Source organism: Ruegeria sp. CDSA034 (genome assembly GCF_059612275.1).
This window is the reverse complement of sequence record NZ_JBXWQH010000001.1, coordinates 1-17,657: the sequence shown is the minus strand read 5'-3', so window position 1 is coordinate 17,657 and position 17,657 is coordinate 1. Positions and strand designations below refer to the sequence as shown.

Below are 17,657 nucleotides of genomic sequence, written 5' to 3'. Positions count from 1 at the left end.
GCGTCGCTCAAATCCGTTGACACAAAACGTGAACATGCGTAGAACAAAAGAAAACGCATTACCGATGAGGTGTGAGCAATGTTGACCAAGAAGCAGTTGGATTTGTTGGAATTCATTCACAAACGCGTTCAGGCGGACGGTGTTCCGCCCAGTTTCGATGAAATGAAGGCCGCGTTGGACCTCAGGTCCAAATCCGGCATCCACAGATTGATTACGGCACTAGAAGAACGCGGGTTCATTCGGCGTCTGGCGCACCGTGCGCGGGCCATTGAAATCGTCAAACTGCCGGAAAGCCTGGGTGGAGAACCCACAGTGGCCTTCAAGCCGCGTGTGATCGAAGGCGACAAGCCGTCCGGCCCCCGCCCCGCGAATTTTGAGCCGGTGACCGTCGATGCGATGGAATTGCCAGTGATGGGCCGCATCGCCGCCGGTGTTCCAATCGAAGCGATCAGCCATGTGTCGCACCGCGTCGCGGTACCCGGAACAATGGTTTCCGGAAAAGGAGAGCACTACGCACTGGAAGTGCGTGGCGACTCGATGATCGACGCCGGAATCAACGATGGCGACGTGGTGGTGATCCGGGAAACCTCGGTTGCTGATAACGGCGATATCGTTGTTGCCCTTGTCGAAGATCAGGAAGCCACCTTGAAGCGGTTCTTCCGCCGAGGTCAGGCGATTGCGCTTGAGGCTGCGAACCCCGCCTATGAAACCCGCGTCCTGCCGGAAGATAAGGTCAAGGTGCAGGGTCGTCTGGTTGGACTGATCCGCAGCTACTAAAACTGCTTGGTATCCCGGTTCCCGGATGTGTTCGGGGACCAGAGCCTGTCGCCCATCGCTTCTCTAGACGTTGTGATCTTGCCGCCCGACAGGGACAGACTTCCCGTTGCCAGCAGCCGTTTCGGATCGAAGACTTCACAGCCGCCGGACAGTTGCAGCGCCACGGCAGAAATCACGATCTGATCGGCATTGCAGGCACTGATCCCGCGCGCCGCGCGTTTGCCTGTAACGTGCAACACCTCTTTGCCCTGCCAGTCATACCGTTGAATGGTGCCGGAATCATGCGGCCAACGGCTGGCCGCATGCAGCTGATCTGCCCCGTCCCCATCATTTTCCAGCCAGACGGTTGCGACAAACCCGCTTCCCTTTTTCTTACTCAAGGCGCGTCCTTGTTCGGTCATCACGCCAACAAGACCACCACTATCCGCAACCAGTATTTCAGGGCGATTTCCCTGCCCCCATAATATCAACGCCACGGCCATTGGTGCCACCCCAACCCATTTGGCCCGTCCTTGCCACAGCGCAAGCCACAGGCCGCCAACCGCAATTAGCGGCAGGACAGGGTGCGGCGGGCTGACAACATATCCTTGCGCGCCGTCAAATCCCGATACCCATTGCGAAACCGCAAGAATCCACTCTAAACCCAGCCCCATCACTGCCAGCGGCACCATCTCAAGACCGAATGGCGACAGCAGTGCTGCCACCACGGCCGAGGGGACGACAACCATGCCCATGACGGGCACCGAAAGCATGTTGGCAAGAAGACCATAGTGAGACAATGTGTTGAAATGCGCCGCACCAATTGGCGCGGTTGCAAATCCCGCGATAGCTGAGGACATCAGTAGGCCCGCAACAGGTTTCAGCCACTTTGGCCCCGGCATCGGTCCAATGTCACGCAACGCTCCGAACACCGCCACAAGCGCTGTCGTTGCGGCAAAAGACATTTGAAACCCCGGGCTAAGCAAGGATTCGGGGCGCAGACTGAGTACGATAAGTGCGGCGACCGCAACGGCCCGTAGGGAAATCGCGCGTCTGTCAATCAGGATGGCCATCAGCATGACACTTGCCATGACAAAAGCGCGTTCCGTGGCGACGTTTCCCCCAGACAGCAACAAGTAGATCGTGGCCGAGACCATCGCACAGACAGCCGCCAGTTTGCGCACAGGCAATCTGAGAGCCAGCGCAGGAATGGTTGAGAAAAAAAGCCTGCACATCAAGTAGACGAACCCGGTCAGCAAGCCCATGTGGAGGCCCGAAATCGCCAACAGATGCGCCAGGTTGGATGCGCGTAGTGACTTCAGCGTTTCTTGCCCCATACCGCTGCGATCACCCGTTGTGACGGCGGCCGCAAACCCGCCAATCTCACCCGGCAGGATCGTGCGGACATGGTGGGAAATCGCCATTCGCCATGCCGTAATGCGGATGCCTTCGGGCTGCGGGGGCGCAGCGATCAGCACCGGAACTCGGGTGTATCCCACGGCCCCCAGCCGTTGAAACCACGCGTGTCGCTGAAAATCGAACCCTCCCGGTTCCACCGGGCCTTGTGGGGGCGACAAATGGGCAGTGGTCATGATCCTTTGGCCGGGCGCTAGTGAGCGTGCGTCGCCGTGCAAGGAAAGCCGGACGCGCTGCGGCCGCCGGTCACCGGGCACATCCCCTATACGCACCCGATCCAGCGTAATCCGCAGCGCATCCGACGCAGAGCGGTCCATGGCTACAACCCGCCCCTCGACCGGGCCGTAATAACGCCAGGACAGGACCGGCTCTGCCACCGTGTGGGCGCGCCCGCCCGCCAGGATAAACCCGGCAGCGATCAGCGCCCCCCCTGTTGTCAACGCAGCCCAGCCAGACGGAAGCCAGCGCACCAAGCCTAAGCAAATCGCGATCACGGCAACGAGGCCTGCATAGATCATCCACCCCGGTTCAAACCGCAGGCTGAAATACAGACCAATCCCGACTGCCAAACACACCGGAGACCACTGAAACAAATACCCTGTCTGGTTCAGTAATGCGGTCTCGACCCGTGCCAGAACACGCATGGTTGCCCCCGTCCTTCCGGCTCGTTAGACAGGCGCCAATCTATGCCCGACACGGTTACCAAAAGGTTAATCCACACAATGTCCGATCAGGTCGTCACTCGTTTCGCCCCGTCCCCAACCGGTTTCCTGCATATCGGCGGGGCCCGTACGGCGCTGTTCAATTGGCTTTATGCCCGCGGCCGCGGCGGCAAGTTCCTGTTGCGGATCGAAGACACCGACCGCGAGCGTTCTACCCCAGAAGCAACGGCTGCGATCCTGCAAGGGATGGAGTGGCTGGGCCTTGATCACGACGGCGATGTAATCAGTCAATTCGAGGGTGCCGAACGTCACGCCGAGGTGGCGCATCAGTTGCTGGTTGAGGGCAAGGCGTACAAGTGCTTTTCAACGCAGGAAGAGATCTCGGCCTTCCGCGAACAAGCGCGGGCCGAGGGGAAATCGACCCTGTTCCGCAGCCCTTGGCGCGATGCAGAAGCGTCCTCCCATCCGGACGCTCCGTTTGCGATCCGCATCAAGGCGCCTCAGGACGGTACAACGGTAATCCGCGATCAGGTTCAGGGTGACGTGACCATTCGCAACGATCAGTTGGACGACATGATCCTGCTGCGGTCGGACGGCACTCCGGTCTACATGCTTGCAGTTGTGGTCGACGATCACGACATGGGCGTGACCCATGTAATCCGTGGCGACGACCACCTGAACAACGCCGCGCGGCAGATGATGATCTATGAGGCGATGGGCTGGGACGTCCCGGTCTGGGCGCATATCCCTCTGATCCACGGGCCGGATGGTAAAAAGCTGTCCAAGCGCCACGGTGCTTTGGGCGCGCAGGAATATCAGGCCATGGGCTATCCAGCCGCAGGTATGCGCAACTATTTGGCGCGTCTGGGTTGGAGCCACGGCGATGATGAATTCTTTACGGACGCGCAGGCCAAAGAGTGGTTCGATCTTGACGGAATCGGCAAAAGCCCTGCCCGTTTCGACCTGAAAAAACTGGAAAATCTGTGCGGGCAGCATATCGCCATCGCGGATGATGCTGCATTGCGGCAAGAGATCGAAGCCTATCTGGCAGCGGCAAATTTACCTAACCTCACGGAAACACAATCCGGTGATCTGGAACGTGCGATGTATTGCCTCAAGGATCGCGCGCGGATGTTCCCGGAACTTCTTGAAAAAGCTCACTTTGTGTTGACATCTCGGCCAATTGACCCCGATGAAAAGGCTGCAAAAGCGCTGGCCTCAGTATCCGATGGTATACTGAGTGAATTGACGCCGCACGTGCAAAATGCTAGCTGGACGCGAAACGAACTGGAGCAAACCCTAAATTCGTTTGCAGAAGCGAAAGAGGTTAAGTTCGGCAAACTGGCGGGCCCGTTGCGGGCGGTGTTGGCAGGTCGGGCAGTGACGCCTTCAGTTTTTGACATGATGCTTGTGCTGGGGAAGGAAGAAACCCTGGCCCGGCTTTCTGACGCAGCGACGTAAACCCAATCTTCATATTTGGGTAACGCTGCTCCGCTAACACCCGGACTGCGCGCCCGCGCGCAGCCGTTGCCCGCAAGGTCGGACAGCGATTCGACATGCGTAAGAATGAGGAAGGGACACTATGACCGACAGCAATAAAACAGCCACTCTGACAGTCCATGGTGAAACGTACGAGTTGCCGGTTCATTCTCCGACCGCTGGACCTGACGTCATCGACATCCGTAAACTGTACAGCGATGCCGGAGTGTTCACCTACGACCCCGGTTTTACGTCGACCGCAAGCTGTGACAGCACCATTACTTATATTGACGGCGAAAAAGGCGAGCTGCTGCACCGTGGCTATCCGATCGACCAGCTGGCCGGAAAATCGCATTTCCTAGAAGTTTGCTATCTGCTGCTGTACGGAGAGCTGCCGCAAGCCAAAGATCTAGAGCAGTTCGAAACCACCATCACGCGCCACACCATGCTGCACGAACAGATGCAGTACTTCTATCGCGGCTTCCGTCGGGATGCGCATCCGATGGCGATTATGGTGGGTGTCGTTGGCGCAATGTCGGCGTTCTATCACGACTCAACCGACGTATCTGATCCGCATCAGCGCGAGGTCGCCTCGCACCGTCTGATCGCCAAGATGCCGACAATCGCCGCATGGGCCTATAAGTATCACATCGGCCAGCCCTTCGTTTATCCGCGCAACGATCTGGACTACGCGTCCAACTTCCTGCGCATGTGCTTTGCGGTTCCCGCCGAAGAATATGAGGTAAACCCGATCCTCAGCCGTGCGATGGACCGGATCCTGACTTTGCACGCGGATCACGAACAAAACGCGTCTACCTCGACCGTGCGTCTGGCATCTTCGTCGGGCGCCAACCCGTTCGCATGTATCGCGGCGGGCGTGGCCTGCCTTTGGGGCCCTGCCCATGGTGGCGCAAACCAGGCGTGTTTGGAGATGTTGGAGGAGATCGGTTCCGTCGATCGTATTCCGGAATACATCGACCGTGCCAAGGACAAAAACGACCCGTTCCGCCTGATGGGCTTTGGCCACCGCGTCTACAAGAACTTCGACCCGCGCGCGACTGTGATGAAGCAATCAGCCGACGAAGTGCTTGAACTGCTTGGCGTCGAGAACAATCCGAAGCTGCAGGTTGCCAAGGCACTAGAAAAGCAGGCGCTGGAAGATCCGTATTTCGCCGAGAAAAAACTGTTCCCGAACGTGGACTTCTACTCGGGCATCATCCTCGAGGCGATGGGTTTCCCCACCTCAATGTTCACGCCGATCTTCGCGCTGTCGCGCACCGTTGGCTGGGTCAGCCAATGGAAAGAGATGATCGCAGATCCACAGAACAAAATCGGTCGTCCGCGTCAGCTATATCTGGGCGAAACGACCCGCGATTATGTGGACATCGAAAACCGCTGATTGCCGGTTACAATTTCGAAACGCCTCGGACCCGTGTCCGGGGCGTTTTTCGTTTTAGAAAAGGGTCAATTGGTCCCCTGCCTGCGCGGGCCTGGAAAACAGATCGCATCGGAGCGGCGGCGTTCTTGTGGCCAACCCCAAACGTTTGACCGCGAGGTTGAAGCGCTTGGCCACCAGCCCGGCATACTCACCTTCCCCCCGCATGCGGTGCCCCCAACGCGGGTCGTAGTCACGACCGCCGTGCATTTCGCGCAGTTTGGACATGACCTTTTCAGCTCGCGCCGGCTCATGCTGATGCAGCCAGGATTGCCACAGCTCAGAGACTTCGCGCGGAAGGCGCAGCATGATCCAGGTTGCGGAATCAGCGCCCGCGTCTCGCCCGGCTTCCAGCATGGATTCCAATTCGTGATCCGTCAGACCCGGTATCAAAGGCGATGTCATGACGCGCACCGGCACACCTGCATCGGTCAACCGTCGGATCGTCGCCAGCCGTCTTACAGGGGATGGCGCGCGTGGTTCCATACGTCGAGACAAGCCTGGGTCCAAAGTTGTCAACGAAATGCCGACCCGAACCAATCCAAGTTGCGCCATAGGGGTAAGGATATCCAAGTCCCGTTCGATCATCGCGCCTTTGGTCACGATCGCGACAGGATGCTGGAACTCTCGCAAGACCTGAAGGCAAGCCCGCGTTATCTTGTGCTGTTTCTCGATCGGTTGATACGGGTCGGTACTCGTTCCCATCGCAATGGTCGCTACTTTGTACCGGGCCGAGGACAGTTCTTTCCTCAGAACCTCGGCCGCGTTTGGCCGGGCGATCAACCGGGTTTCAAAATCCAATCCCGGCGACAACCCTAGATAGGCATGGGTCGGACGGGCAAAACAGTACACGCACCCATGCTCGCACCCGCGATACGGGTTAATCGAGCGGTCGAACGGCAGATCGGGCGATCGGTTGTAGGTGACCACACTGCGCGCTACCTCTTCTCGGACTTCAGTTCTGAGCGTCGGAAGCTCCTCTTCCATCTCCCAGCCGTCATCGCAGGCTTCGGTCGCAAAGCGTTCGAATCTGCCTGATTCATTGCTGGCCACGCCGCGGGCCTTTATGTTGAGTGCAGGCATATTTGTTCCTGTTACGTTCTCATTCGGGAATCAATAAACCCTGTATCGCCATGCGACAAGGAAAACTGCGCGAACCGCCCTTTTAGCCCCCGATCTCGGGCGCCTGGTTTTTCCCCGTTTGTGAACAGAATGCAGGATGTTGTTGCAGATAATTCCATCGTGATCGCAAACAATTTGACGTATAGGTCGGTCCCGGAACCGCCAAGGTCGCAATCGTAACAGTCTAACTGCGACGAAATGGCCAAAACGGAAAAAATGCCACCACGGGCCGATGGCCCGCCCAGCACAGGGAAATGCCCCATGTCCGATGAAGAAGACATCGTCCTGTCCGAACTCAACGACGACGAACTTGTCGAACAGATGTTCGACGATCTTTATGACGGCCTGAAAGAAGAGATCGAAGAAGGTGTGAACATCCTGCTTGAACGCGGATGGACACCATATGACATCCTGACCAAAGCTCTGGTCGGTGGCATGACCATCGTGGGCCACGATTTCCGGGACGGCATCCTGTTCGTTCCCGAAGTTTTGCTGGCCGCTAACGCGATGAAAGGTGGCATGACGATCCTTAAACCACTGCTGGCCGAAACCGGCGCGCCGCGCGTTGGCAAGATGGTGATCGGGACCGTTAAAGGCGACATCCACGACATCGGCAAGAACCTGGTGTCGATGATGATGGAAGGCGCTGGTTTCGAAGTTGTCGATATCGGCATCAACAACCCGGTCGAAAACTACCTGGAAGCCCTGGATTCCGAACAGCCTGACATTCTGGGCATGTCTGCCTTGCTGACCACTACGATGCCCTACATGAAAGTGGTCATCGACACGCTGATCGAACAGGGACGGCGTGAAGATTACATCGTACTGGTTGGCGGTGCCCCTCTGAACGAGGAATTCGGCAAGGCCATCGGCGCAGACGCCTATTGCCGTGACGCCGCTGTGGCGGTGGAAACGGCCAAAGACTTTGTTTCGCGCAAGCACAACCAGCTTGCCGGCTGATCCTGCTCACAGGGAAATGATCAAGGCCGCCCTTTAAAGGGCGGCTTTTTTCGTTTTTGGGCTTGCTACTCATGGAAATTTGGACAAATTAAGCCTGTAGTTAAGGCCCAGTTTGTTACGCGGGTTTGGTTAAAGAGTTTTTGGGGTACGGAATGCCGACGACATTCAATGCTATTTTTCTTGGTAATCTTGCAATCATCGACCCGACTGAGGGTAACAACACTGCTGAAAACGCGGGCGCTTTGGTTGGACAAACTTTTGGTGGTCCGGGTGATCCATTACTTGACGACGCTGTCGTTTGGACACCGGTAGGAAACCCTGGTGGAACCTACGAAAACAACGCCAACTCTGACGTGGATTTTTTTGCAATTGATGGCGCTGCGACCACTTTCGATGCAGCTGTCGCCTACAATGCGACAATTACGTATGTCGACGGCACAACGGCAGACATAACGGCAGTCATCGCGCAAGACACGCTCGGGAACACTTTTCTGGTTCCAGAATTCTCAGCCAACAGCGATCAGGCCGCATTGGAATTTGCGGGCATCAGGTCACTAACGCTCAACAGTATAAACACCGCCACAACTACGGGTTTGAACGCTGACCGTGAATCCTGGGACATCGTCAGATGTTTCGCAACCGGCACTCTGATCAAAACGGAACGTGGTTTGGTCGAGGTCGAAAATTTGCGCGTGGGTGACAAAATTCCGACGCTGGATCATGGGCTGCAAACACTGCGTTGGATTGGCTCTCAGACCGCGCGTGCCGCAGGCGTGTTCACGCCTGTGCTGATCAGGGCGGGTGCGCTTGGCAATGATCGCGATCTCTTGGTCTCGCAACAGCACAGGATGCTGATCAGCGACTGGCGGGTCGAGCTGCATACGGGCCACGCTGAGGCGCTGGTGCCTGCCAAGCATTTGGAGAATGGCCGCGATATCGTGATGAAGCCCGGCGGTCTTGTGACCTATTATCACCTAATGTTCGATCAGCACGAACTGATCTGGGGCGAAGGGTGCCTGAGCGAGAGCTTTCACCCCGGAATCCAGGCGTGGAACAGTTTTGAGCATGAAACACGGCAAGAGATCCTGTCGCTATTTCCGGAACTCACCAGTCACGGGATCACCGCCTATGGCCCCCCTGCCCGCCCATCGCTTCAGTCTTTTGAAACGCGTGCGTCGGTGGCCTGACACGGGATGTCGGAAGCGGGCTTGCCTTAATCCGGCATTCATTCTTTGATGCTGCAATCCTTCAGGGAATTGACGATGCAGCAGAACACCACACCGGATGACGCAAGCCTGACGACAAAAGGCTATACCGAAGACACTCGGCAAGGCGGCATACTGCTATTGGCATGCGGTGCGCTGGCGCGCGAAATCCTGCATCTGAAAAAGCGCAACGGCTGGGATCATATGACCCTGACTTGCCTGCCCGCCATACTGCACGTCCACCCCGAACGGATTACGCAGGCTGTCGAAGAAGCTGTTGCCAAGCACCGCGGTAACTTTGATCAGATCTTCGTCGTCTATGCCGACTGTGGCACCGGAGGGTTGTTGCAGAAGGCTTGCGAAGAGATGGGCATTGAGATGATTAAGGGCCCGCACTGCTATTCCTTTTTCGAAGGAAATCAAGCCTTTGAAGACCATGGCGATGATGAAACGACGGCCTTTTATCTGACAGATTTTCTGGCCCGTCAGTTTGACGCCTTTGTGTGGAAACCGCTGGGCCTAGATCGTCACCCCCAGTTGCGGGACATGTATTTCGGGAACTATACCAAGCTTGTCTATCAAGCCCAAACAGACGACCCGGACCTGACGGCCCGCGCACAGGAATGCGCCGAACGCATGGGCTTGACGTTTGAACGACGCTTCACCGGCTATGGCGATCTTGAGACAACTCTGACCGAGTGGGCCACCCGCAAGCCGACGGCCTGAACGTCAGGCGTTCTCTTGCGCGACTTCGCGGATACGCTCAATCATTGACCGCAAACCATTTGACCGCTGTGCGGACAGGTGATCATTCAGGCCAAGGCGCGCCAACTCACCGCCCGCGTCGACCTTTGGAACTTCGCCAACAGGCAAGCCATTATACAAAGACCGAAGCACCGCAATCAGCCCGCGCACGATCAGCGCGTCGCTGTCGCCGTCGAACCGGAAAACACCGCCGTCGATTACGGGATGTAACCACACCTGACTGGCGCAGCCATGCACCTTGGTGGCCGGCACTTTGAGCGCGTCATCCAGCGGCTCCATCGCCTTGCCCTGATCGATGACGTGGCGATACCGGTCTTCCCAGTCATCCAGAAACTCAAAATCCTCGACGATTTCCTCAAAGGCGGGCGTTGCCATTTCGCAGCGGTCCTTTTTGTTGCGATCACATTTGTGACCTATGCCTCTGTTGGGCACCTGTCCAGCCCCGGTGTGGGTTTTCAATCTTTGGAATTTACGATAACCCATTGCTGAAAATACTTCTCTGGGCTTTGGGACCATGAAAAAATCAACACCTCTTCTATTGGTCAGCACTCTGGCACTGGCGGCCTGCAGCGGCTGGAGCGAGTCGCGCGTGAATCCGACCAATTGGTTCGGGTCCAGTACACCTGCCCCTACTGAAGTATCCGTAAACGAAGCCGATGCTCTGGTGCCCGAAGGGCGTGACGGCCCGGGCCTGTTTTCGCGACCTGAGAAGGAAGTGATCGGCTTTGCCATAACCAAGGTAGATGAGCTACGCATCGACCCCACACCAACTGGGGCAATCATCTATGTCAAAGGTACCGCCTCAAGACAGGGGGCTTACAATGCGCGCCTTGTACGCGTGGAAAGCGAAGAGAACGAAAAGAACGGCATTCTGGAATACACGTTCGAAGTCAGCTACCCAAGCTACGCAACCAATCTGGGCTCCGAAAGATCGCGTGAGGTCAATGATGCCACTACGGTTGGCCGAGCCGAGCTGCGAAACATCCGTCTGGTTCGCGTTCGCGGCGAACAGAACACATTGGAATCCCGGCGGCGCTAACGGTCGCTAAAGCGACACGACTTGTACGGATTGCCCCTTGGCGGCCAGAGCGATCTTGCCGTCACACAGTTTCAGGGCATCTTCGCCAAACACCTCAAATCGCCAGCCTGACATTGAAGGCAGCTTGCGCTCGCCCGCAGCCAATTGGTCCAGTTCGGAACTTGTTGCGATCAGCTTCGCCGCCACGCCTGAGCTTTCGGTTTTGGACTTGAGCAACACGCGCAGCAGATCGGCAAGCGCCGGGTTGATCTTTAGCTTGTCACGGCTGTTATCGACGCGCGGCATTTGATCGGCAGGGCAGTTTACCCCGCGTTTCACCGCCGCCAGAATACCATCGGCAATCGCGCCTTTGCGCGCCTCGCGCAGCAGCAGGCGAGAACCACCAAGGTCCGATGGAGATTTGGGCTTGGTTGAGGCAAGCTCGATCAGGGCGTCATCCTTGAACACACGGCTGCGCGGGACGTTGTTCTCCTGCGCATAGGCCTCGCGGAACTGCGCCAATTCGCGCACGACGGCCAGGAACTTGGCCGAATTCGTCCGGGTTTTTACCCGCCTCCATGCATCTTCGGGACGGATGTCGTAGGTTCCGGGCTGCGTCAGGGTGCGCAACTCTTCGGATACCCAATGGCTGCGCTGCGACTTGTTCAACTGGGACGCCAGATATTCGTAGATCTGCCGCAAATGCGTGACATCTGCCAAGGCATAGGTCTTTTGCGCATCTGACAGCGGCCGACGTGACCAATCGGTAAAACGCGAGGTTTTGTCGACGCCTTCCTTGCAGATTTTACGCACCAAAGTCTCGTAGCCCACCTGCTCACCAAAGCCGCAGACCATCGCGGCGACCTGGGTGTCGAACAGAGGTTGCGGGAACACGGACGCCTCGACCCAGAAAATCTCAAGATCCTGCCGCGCGGCGTGAAACACTTTGACCACGCTTTCATCACGAAACAGCTCATAAAGCGGATCCAATGACAGGCCATCGGCCAATGGGTCCACCAGAACGGCACTGCCTTCATCATCAGATGGAACCGCAAGCTGCACCAAACAGAGTTTTGAATAGTAAGTCCGTTCGCGCAGAAACTCGGTATCTACGGTGACATAGTCATATTCCGCCGCGGCCTTGCAGAAATCGGCCAGCTCTTGCGTCGTCGTCAGGGTTTTCATGCGCGGTGCTGTTCTTGCTCTTGTTCTGTGCGGCCGATTATCAGTTTCATTCCGTACCCAGCCGTATTGCGGACCATAGGATGAATTTGACGCGGGTGTAAATCATCCTGAGACGTTCAGGGCAGCAACACCGGAGTCCGATCCCCACTGGCGTAACGGCGCAACACTGTAGGGTAGAGTTTGTGTTCCCACACCAGCACCCGGGCGGCCAATCCCTCGGGCGTATCACGCGGTTCAATATTCACCCGCGCCTGCCCAAGGATCGGTCCGTCATCCAAAGCTGCGGTGACTTCGTGGACCGAACATCCATGTTCGGCATCCCCGGCTTCAATAGCGCGCGCGTGGGTATTGAGACCCTTGTATTTCGGCAGAAGCGAAGGGTGGATATTCAGCATCCGCCCCTGAAAGCGCGAAACGAAATCACCGGTCAGAACGCGCATGAACCCTGCAAGGCAAACGATATCGGGTTGCGCCTCTTCCAGCGGTTTCAGCAACTCGGCCTCAAACGCGGCGCGGTCACCCTTGAACGGTCTGTGATCCACCGACGCGGTTGGAATGCCACGCTCTGCCGCCTTTGTCAGCCCACCCGCGTTCGCATCATTGGACAGAACCAGGCTGGGCCGCGCAGGGTGATCGCCGGTCATGCTGTCGACCAGCGACACCATGTTCGACCCCCCACCAGAGATCAGAATTGCGACGCGTTTGTGGCTCACAACAGGGTGCCCGAATAGGCCATGCCCGCTGTCCCGGTCACAGTGCCGATCCGCGCAACCGTTTCGCCCGCGTCGGCCAGTAACCCCGCCAGATCATCCGCGCGATCCGCGTCACATGCGACGATCATGCCAATGCCGCAGTTGAAGGTTTTCAGCATCTCGGCCTCGACGATTCCACCGGTTTCCGCCATCCAGCGAAATACAGGCGGCAAGTCCCATGCATTCAGGTCAATCTCGGCGCCCAACCCCTCGGGCAACACGCGCGGCAGGTTTTCGGTCAGGCCACCGCCAGTGATATGAGCCAGTGCATGAACGCCCCCTGCCCGGATCGCCTGCAACGCAGGTTTCACATACAGACGCGTTGGGGTCAGCAGCGCCTCACCCAGAGAACCGTCGCTGAACGGGGATGCTGCATCCCAGTCCAGGCCCGAAATTTCGACAAGTTTCCGAACCAGCGAGTAGCCGTTGGAATGCACACCGTTCGACGCCAGCCCCAAAAGCACGTCGCCGTCCTGAACGCCGGCCGGCAGATGCGCACCACGCTCCATCGCGCCGACCGAGAACCCGGCCAAATCGAAATCACCATCCGGGTACATGCCGGGCATTTCAGCAGTTTCACCGCCGATCAAAGCGCATCCGGATTGGACGCAGCCTTCAGCAATGCCTTCGATGATCCGCGCGGCTGTGTCGGTATCCAGTTTGCCGGTCGCAAAGTAATCCAGGAAAAACAGCGGCTCAGCACCCTGACAGATCAGGTCATTGACGCACATGGCCACAAGGTCGATGCCCACACCGTCGACAACACCGGTATCAATGGCAATGCGCAGCTTGGTGCCCACCCCATCGGTGGCCCCAACCAGAATCGGGTCCTGATATCCGGCATCCTTTAGATCGAACAGAGCGCCAAAGCCGCCCAGCCCGCTCATCACACCCGAGCGGTTGGTTCGTTTTGCGGCCGGCTTGATCCGGTCGACTAGGGCATTCCCCGCATCAATATCAACGCCTGCATCGGCATAGGTGATTCCGTTCTTGCCCGTGGTCATGGCCAGCCCCTTATGAATGGTTCCCGCGCGGGTTAGTCGATTGTGCGACTTGTTGCAACGGTCAGGCTTGACGCGGCCGTTCACCATGGTACTCAAAGCGCTCAGGCGGGCCTGTAGCTCAATTGGTTAGAGCAGAGCGCTCATAACGCTTTGGTTGCGGGTTCAAGTCCTGCCGGGCCTACCACCGTCTACTTGTACATTGTTATCAGTTTCAGATGCTTGCCAGACCAGCGATGCATGGTGTTTCTACTGTCCTGCCCAAACATAAGATGCATTCTTCTAAATCTGCAGGATTGCCCAGTAACTCTGAACCTTATTCAAACCCCTAGAGTTCGGAGTCCCCGCTCAAGCGGAAGTGCCATTTGGTACATTCAAGAGAAATGACACATCCGCATACTATACTTTTGGATATATCACCTATTCGAATGGGTTTTTGGCTATCCCATTTCCATTTAGTGAAACTTGAAAATTCATGTTTTTATGATCTTGCACGTCCCATACATGTGCATCCCAGCCTCCGACCCGCACCCAGTAGGAGGAAATTGACCGGCTTCGCGACCCCTCCGCTCACTCGGACCGCGAAGCTGGTTTTTTTGTGCTGTTTTCGAAATGGAAATAGGCTTTCAAAGCCAAAGCGCACCGGCAAACCTCCAATTGAAGTCCCTTCCTACTTTGGAGGTTCACCTAAGTATCCACCAAAGTACCCGACCATCGCACCCAATACGCCAACTACGATGACAATCGAGATCAATGCGCCACTGCTTTTTGAGTAATATCCAAGCGTCACGAGCCCGACGACAAATATACCAACCAAGAAATACAATACAGTGTTGTCCATACCTAAACCTATGCCGTAAAAGACGTTCTGTAACGTTACGATAGAAATGCGCCTCAAGTCTAATGGGCGAGTTACACAGCATTCGACGCTAGGGTACGAACTCGTCCCCGCCCAAAAAAACCCGCGTTGTTCGGAGGGAAACCGTTACAAACAACGCGGGAGGCAGTTGGGGTAGTGAAGGCGATACGGAGCGGGTCAAGAATTGGACCAAAAAACCCCGGGTAAAGCCGTTCGGTCTAATATGGGGCGGTAACTTTACGCTTCAGGATCTGTCGCTTCAGCCTTTTGGAAAACTGCCAAGGTGACAAACAACCCTCCGATCAGCAGCAAATGGCCCAATGCGGTTACACCGAAAACAAAATAGCTACCAACCATCAGCGAGAAGATTGCGCTCCACATCCATGCCAACATCTGCATCAGCATGTGTGCTGTGGATAGAGAGTATTTTTTTAGTGGGTTTTTCGTTTCATCCATTACCGATACCCACGATGATTTCACGTCGAAACTATTGGTCATGACTTCCTCCCATTCTAAAGGTTGTACGGGGTGATCGGTGCTTTAGACCAAAGAAAAATCTTACGCGCCGCTTGTGGCTGCGACACAAATCATGAATTCCGGTCCTACCAAAATCATCGCCCAACAATGATATCTGCGCAAAGACCGCCCAGCCTTTCACTTTTACCAAGCCGCAGAACACCGCCATGTGCGCGGGCAATATCCGCAACAATCGCCAACCCAAGACCAACGCCACTGCCCTGATTCTGGTTGCGTGCAGGATCAAGACGCGAGAACGGTTTTACAGCCTCAGTGCGCTGCTCTACCGGAATGCCTGGTCCGTCATCTTCGACCCGGATGCGCGTGGTTTTGGGCGTCAGGGACAAGCTGACCTCGGCGCTGTTGCCGTATCGCACCGCATTGCCAATCAGGTTCTCGACCGCGCGGCGCATGGCCATGGGGCGCAGCATCGCCGTGCCGTCACCTTCGACTGAGACCAATTCAGCCTGATGACCTGCCCGTCGCGCGTCTTCGACGATCTGACGCAACAACACTGCGGGTTCGATCGCCTCGGCTGGCCCCTCGGCGACACCACGTGAGAAATCAAGGAACGCATCCAGCAGCAATTGCATTTCGTCCACGTCCTGTTTCAGCGGTGCCGCCTCATCCTCGGGCAACATGGAAAGCCCCAGTTTCAGGCGCGTCAGCGGTGTTCTCAGGTCGTGGCTTACACCCGACAGCATCATAGTACGCTGTTCCATCTGTCGCTCGATTCTAGCCCTCATTTCCAGAAACGCACTGCCAGCAGCGCGCACTTCAATTGCGCCCCCTGGCGTGTATGGCACCACCCTGCCCCGACCAAAGGCCTGCGCAGCGTCAGAAAGGCGGGTAATAGGCCGCAGCTGATTGCGCATATAGAGGAATGAGATCGTCGTCATCACAACGGCAAAGAACATCATGGTCACAATCAACTGATGCGGCGCCGTGGGCGACAGGCGGCGGCGATCTATCGTCAGCTGAAGCAGCCCCAGATCGGTTTCAAGGTACAACCGAGCTTCATCACCCGAAGGCAAAGCGACGGCGGCCAGATCGGGCAGCCCCGCACGCAAATGGGATTCGACCTGTGGTGCGATAAAATCGTACCATCGACGCCCGTCCGTCATCAGGTTTTCGTCGCCGTCAACAAAACGGGCTTTCATATTAAGAACCGATAAATCCAGGCGTATCGCTGCCAGAGCCTGCTGCTGGGTCTCGGCCTTTTTCATGGTTTCCAGCACCAACGTCACTTCGCGCGTGGCGGTCTTGGTCATCTGCGCGGTGACGTCTTCGAGATGCTTTTGCAAAAAGGCAATCCCCACCACCAACAGCAGCACGACAACTGGAAGAACCAGAATTAGTGCGGCCCGGGCATACAGGCTGCGCGGCATATATTGTTTGAGCCATCGACTGAACATGCGCTAAACCTAACGGGCTGATCCGCCAAGAGAAAGAGCTCAGAATGCAGGCGCCTGACGATTTCAACCCGCCCCCCGGTCTGGCGATGGACTTACAGCCCGGCCTGCGTCGGATACTTGCACCGAATCCGTCCCCGATGACCTATCGCGGTACGAACACGTACCTTTTGGGAGAACGTGATTTGGCGGTCATTGATCCCGGTCCTTTGAGCGATGCTCATCTTGAAGCGATTCTGGATGCGGTGCGCCCCGGACAGCGGATCAGCCATATCATCGTCACGCACAGCCATCTGGACCACTCGCCGCTTGCTGCACCATTGGCAACACGCACCGGCGCGCCGATTCTGGCCTTTGGCGGACCGCAGGCCGGACGCAGCGAAGTGATGGCGCAACTGGCGCGGCAGGGTCTGGCCGGAGGTGGCGAAGGAATCGACACAGCGTTCCGCCCGGATATCGAGGTGGCAGATGGTGAGGTTATTGCGGGCGATGACTGGCAGCTAGAGGTCATCCATACGCCTGGTCACTTGGGCAATCATATCGCTTTGGGCTGGGGTGATGTTTGCTTTACTGCCGATCATGTCATGGGATGGGCCAGCTCGCTGGTTTCTCCACCGGATGGGGACCTGACAGACTTTATGCAGGCGTGCCACAAGTTGCGTGCGCGGGATTGGGCTGTGTTTCACGCGGGTCACGGTGCAGAGATCACCAACCCTTCTGAACGGTTGGATTGGCTGATCACTCACCGGCTGTCCCGCGAGGCGCAGATACTGGCGGCACTGGAGGAGCAGCCCGGAAACGCCCGATATCTGGCCGAGCGCGTCTATACCGGCACGCCAGCCGCGCTTTTGCCCGCGGCTGAACGCAACGTGTTCGCACATCTAGTTGATCTTTATAGAAAATCACAAGTTTACACTTTCGACGCACTTTCAGTCGATGCCATGTTTTCAAGGTCAGCCTGAACAGGCAGAACTTTTTTTCCGTTTGATGCAGTTCCCCTCTGGACGGGCAAAAAACGGGTTGTTATACGCCCCTCAGTTCCGGCGTAGCTCAGCGGTAGAGCAGTTGACTGTTAATCAATTGGTCGTAGGTTCGATCCCTACCGCCGGAGCCA

Annotated in this window: 17 protein-coding genes and 2 tRNA genes; 10 read left to right on the top strand and 9 right to left on the bottom strand. The window is 56.9% G+C overall.

The features are described 5' to 3' along the window. Positions 1-78 precede the first annotated feature (78 nt). Positions 79-777: a transcriptional repressor LexA gene (gene lexA / locus AC2FLJ_RS00095; protein ID WP_058271750.1), complete on the top strand. Its 699-nt coding sequence runs from the start codon at positions 79-81 to the stop codon at positions 775-777. Here the strand turns inward: lexA and AC2FLJ_RS00090 are convergent. Beyond that, positions 774-2,816 carry a ComEC/Rec2 family competence protein gene (locus AC2FLJ_RS00090; RefSeq protein WP_496704150.1) on the bottom strand — a complete coding sequence of 681 codons (2,043 nt, stop codon included), beginning with the start codon at positions 2,814-2,816 and terminating at the stop codon, positions 774-776. The genes lexA and AC2FLJ_RS00090 overlap by 4 nt on opposite strands. Before the next feature lie 78 nt (positions 2,817-2,894). Between AC2FLJ_RS00090 and gltX the strand changes: the two genes are divergently transcribed. Together gltX and gltA are read left to right on the top strand one after the other, a co-directional pair. Next, on the top strand, positions 2,895-4,295 hold the full coding sequence (gltX, locus tag AC2FLJ_RS00085) for a glutamate--tRNA ligase (RefSeq protein WP_496695651.1): 1,401 nt from the start codon (positions 2,895-2,897) through the stop codon (positions 4,293-4,295). Positions 4,296-4,416: 121 nt separating this feature from the next. After that, positions 4,417-5,712: a citrate synthase gene (gltA, locus tag AC2FLJ_RS00080; protein WP_109311809.1), complete on the top strand. Its 1,296-nt coding sequence runs from the start codon at positions 4,417-4,419 to the stop codon at positions 5,710-5,712. A gap of 54 nt (positions 5,713-5,766) precedes the next feature. Here gltA and AC2FLJ_RS00075 read toward each other — a convergent pair whose 3' ends face one another. Next, positions 5,767-6,831, bottom strand: coding sequence for a PA0069 family radical SAM protein (locus AC2FLJ_RS00075; protein ID WP_496704147.1), 1,065 nt, complete (start codon positions 6,829-6,831; stop codon positions 5,767-5,769). A 300-nt stretch (positions 6,832-7,131) separates the two neighbouring features. On the opposite strand from AC2FLJ_RS00075, the gene AC2FLJ_RS00070 reads away from it, so the two are divergent. The 3 genes from AC2FLJ_RS00070 to AC2FLJ_RS00060 all read left to right on the top strand — a co-directional run bounded on the left by AC2FLJ_RS00070 (position 7,132) and on the right by AC2FLJ_RS00060 (position 9,761). Continuing rightward, complete coding sequence (locus AC2FLJ_RS00070) at positions 7,132-7,830, top strand: corrinoid protein (RefSeq protein ID WP_058271755.1); 699 nt, start codon at positions 7,132-7,134, stop codon at positions 7,828-7,830. Positions 7,831-7,982: 152 nt separating this feature from the next. Then, on the top strand, positions 7,983-9,017 hold the full coding sequence (locus tag AC2FLJ_RS00065) for a Hint domain-containing protein (RefSeq protein ID WP_496704145.1): 1,035 nt from the start codon (positions 7,983-7,985) through the stop codon (positions 9,015-9,017). Positions 9,018-9,092: 75 nt separating this feature from the next. After that, positions 9,093-9,761 carry a DUF1638 domain-containing protein gene (locus tag AC2FLJ_RS00060; RefSeq protein ID WP_058278208.1) on the top strand — a complete coding sequence of 223 codons (669 nt, stop codon included), beginning with the start codon at positions 9,093-9,095 and terminating at the stop codon, positions 9,759-9,761. 3 nt (positions 9,762-9,764) lie between these two features. On the opposite strand, the gene AC2FLJ_RS00055 is transcribed toward AC2FLJ_RS00060, so the two are convergent. After that, positions 9,765-10,175, bottom strand: coding sequence for a SufE family protein (locus AC2FLJ_RS00055; protein ID WP_058278209.1), 411 nt, complete (start codon positions 10,173-10,175; stop codon positions 9,765-9,767). A 139-nt stretch (positions 10,176-10,314) separates the two neighbouring features. Here AC2FLJ_RS00055 and AC2FLJ_RS00050 point away from each other — a divergent pair, with 139 nt between their 5' ends. Beyond that, positions 10,315-10,839, top strand: coding sequence for a hypothetical protein (locus tag AC2FLJ_RS00050; RefSeq protein WP_109311805.1), 525 nt, complete (start codon positions 10,315-10,317; stop codon positions 10,837-10,839). Positions 10,840-10,845: 6 nt separating this feature from the next. On the opposite strand, the gene rnd is transcribed toward AC2FLJ_RS00050, so the two are convergent. The 3 genes from rnd to purM all read right to left on the bottom strand — a co-directional run bounded on the left by rnd (position 10,846) and on the right by purM (position 13,759). Then, positions 10,846-12,003, bottom strand: coding sequence for a ribonuclease D (gene rnd, locus AC2FLJ_RS00045; protein WP_496704142.1), 1,158 nt, complete (start codon positions 12,001-12,003; stop codon positions 10,846-10,848). 116 nt (positions 12,004-12,119) lie between these two features. Then, positions 12,120-12,716, bottom strand: coding sequence for a phosphoribosylglycinamide formyltransferase (gene purN, locus AC2FLJ_RS00040; RefSeq protein ID WP_282118345.1), 597 nt, complete (start codon positions 12,714-12,716; stop codon positions 12,120-12,122). Then, positions 12,713-13,759, bottom strand: coding sequence for a phosphoribosylformylglycinamidine cyclo-ligase (purM, locus tag AC2FLJ_RS00035; RefSeq protein ID WP_282118344.1), 1,047 nt, complete (start codon positions 13,757-13,759; stop codon positions 12,713-12,715). Before purM ends, purN begins: the two co-directional genes overlap by 4 nt. 107 nt (positions 13,760-13,866) lie before the next feature. On the opposite strand from purM, the gene AC2FLJ_RS00030 reads away from it, so the two are divergent. Then, positions 13,867-13,943, top strand: a tRNA-Ile gene (locus AC2FLJ_RS00030). A 483-nt stretch (positions 13,944-14,426) separates the two neighbouring features. Here the strand turns inward: AC2FLJ_RS00030 and AC2FLJ_RS00025 are convergent. The 3 genes from AC2FLJ_RS00025 to AC2FLJ_RS00015 all read right to left on the bottom strand — a co-directional run bounded on the left by AC2FLJ_RS00025 (position 14,427) and on the right by AC2FLJ_RS00015 (position 16,546). Continuing rightward, entirely contained in the window at positions 14,427-14,597 is a 171-nt protein-coding gene (locus AC2FLJ_RS00025; RefSeq protein WP_496695631.1) for a hypothetical protein, read from the bottom strand. Between the two features lie 255 nt (positions 14,598-14,852). Continuing rightward, the gene (locus tag AC2FLJ_RS00020; protein WP_058271760.1) at positions 14,853-15,113 is read right to left on the bottom strand and encodes a hypothetical protein; all 261 of its coding nucleotides are present in this window, start codon (positions 15,111-15,113) and stop codon (positions 14,853-14,855) included. Between the two features lie 113 nt (positions 15,114-15,226). Beyond that, positions 15,227-16,546 (bottom strand): ATP-binding protein, encoded by a 1,320-nt coding sequence (locus AC2FLJ_RS00015; RefSeq protein WP_496704138.1) that lies wholly within the window; start codon positions 16,544-16,546, stop codon positions 15,227-15,229. A gap of 44 nt (positions 16,547-16,590) precedes the next feature. Between AC2FLJ_RS00015 and AC2FLJ_RS00010 the strand changes: the two genes are divergently transcribed. Then, the gene (locus AC2FLJ_RS00010) at positions 16,591-17,505 is read left to right on the top strand and encodes an MBL fold metallo-hydrolase (RefSeq protein WP_496695635.1); all 915 of its coding nucleotides are present in this window, start codon (positions 16,591-16,593) and stop codon (positions 17,503-17,505) included. A 77-nt stretch (positions 17,506-17,582) separates the two neighbouring features. Continuing rightward, a tRNA-Asn gene (locus AC2FLJ_RS00005) sits at positions 17,583-17,657 on the top strand.

What these genes read in the sequence shown, in the direction of transcription:
- lexA (WP_058271750.1), top strand. Translation starts at nt 79, where the DNA reads ATGTTGACCAAGAAGCAGTTGGATTTGTTGGAATTCATTCACAAACGC.
- AC2FLJ_RS00090 (WP_496704150.1), bottom strand. Translation starts at nt 2,816, where the DNA reads ATGCGTGTTCTGGCACGGGTCGAGACCGCATTACTGAACCAGACAGGG.
- gltX (WP_496695651.1), top strand. Translation starts at nt 2,895, where the DNA reads ATGTCCGATCAGGTCGTCACTCGTTTCGCCCCGTCCCCAACCGGTTTC.
- gltA (WP_109311809.1), top strand. Translation starts at nt 4,417, where the DNA reads ATGACCGACAGCAATAAAACAGCCACTCTGACAGTCCATGGTGAAACG.
- AC2FLJ_RS00075 (WP_496704147.1), bottom strand. Translation starts at nt 6,831, where the DNA reads ATGCCTGCACTCAACATAAAGGCCCGCGGCGTGGCCAGCAATGAATCA.
- AC2FLJ_RS00070 (WP_058271755.1), top strand. Translation starts at nt 7,132, where the DNA reads ATGTCCGATGAAGAAGACATCGTCCTGTCCGAACTCAACGACGACGAA.
- AC2FLJ_RS00065 (WP_496704145.1), top strand. Translation starts at nt 7,983, where the DNA reads ATGCCGACGACATTCAATGCTATTTTTCTTGGTAATCTTGCAATCATC.
- AC2FLJ_RS00060 (WP_058278208.1), top strand. Translation starts at nt 9,093, where the DNA reads ATGCAGCAGAACACCACACCGGATGACGCAAGCCTGACGACAAAAGGC.
- AC2FLJ_RS00055 (WP_058278209.1), bottom strand. Translation starts at nt 10,175, where the DNA reads ATGGCAACGCCCGCCTTTGAGGAAATCGTCGAGGATTTTGAGTTTCTG.
- AC2FLJ_RS00050 (WP_109311805.1), top strand. Translation starts at nt 10,315, where the DNA reads ATGAAAAAATCAACACCTCTTCTATTGGTCAGCACTCTGGCACTGGCG.
- rnd (WP_496704142.1), bottom strand. Translation starts at nt 12,003, where the DNA reads ATGAAAACCCTGACGACGACGCAAGAGCTGGCCGATTTCTGCAAGGCC.
- purM (WP_282118344.1), bottom strand. Translation starts at nt 13,759, where the DNA reads ATGACCACGGGCAAGAACGGAATCACCTATGCCGATGCAGGCGTTGAT.
- AC2FLJ_RS00025 (WP_496695631.1), bottom strand. Translation starts at nt 14,597, where the DNA reads ATGGACAACACTGTATTGTATTTCTTGGTTGGTATATTTGTCGTCGGG.
- AC2FLJ_RS00020 (WP_058271760.1), bottom strand. Translation starts at nt 15,113, where the DNA reads ATGACCAATAGTTTCGACGTGAAATCATCGTGGGTATCGGTAATGGAT.
- AC2FLJ_RS00015 (WP_496704138.1), bottom strand. Translation starts at nt 16,546, where the DNA reads ATGTTCAGTCGATGGCTCAAACAATATATGCCGCGCAGCCTGTATGCC.
- AC2FLJ_RS00010 (WP_496695635.1), top strand. Translation starts at nt 16,591, where the DNA reads ATGCAGGCGCCTGACGATTTCAACCCGCCCCCCGGTCTGGCGATGGAC.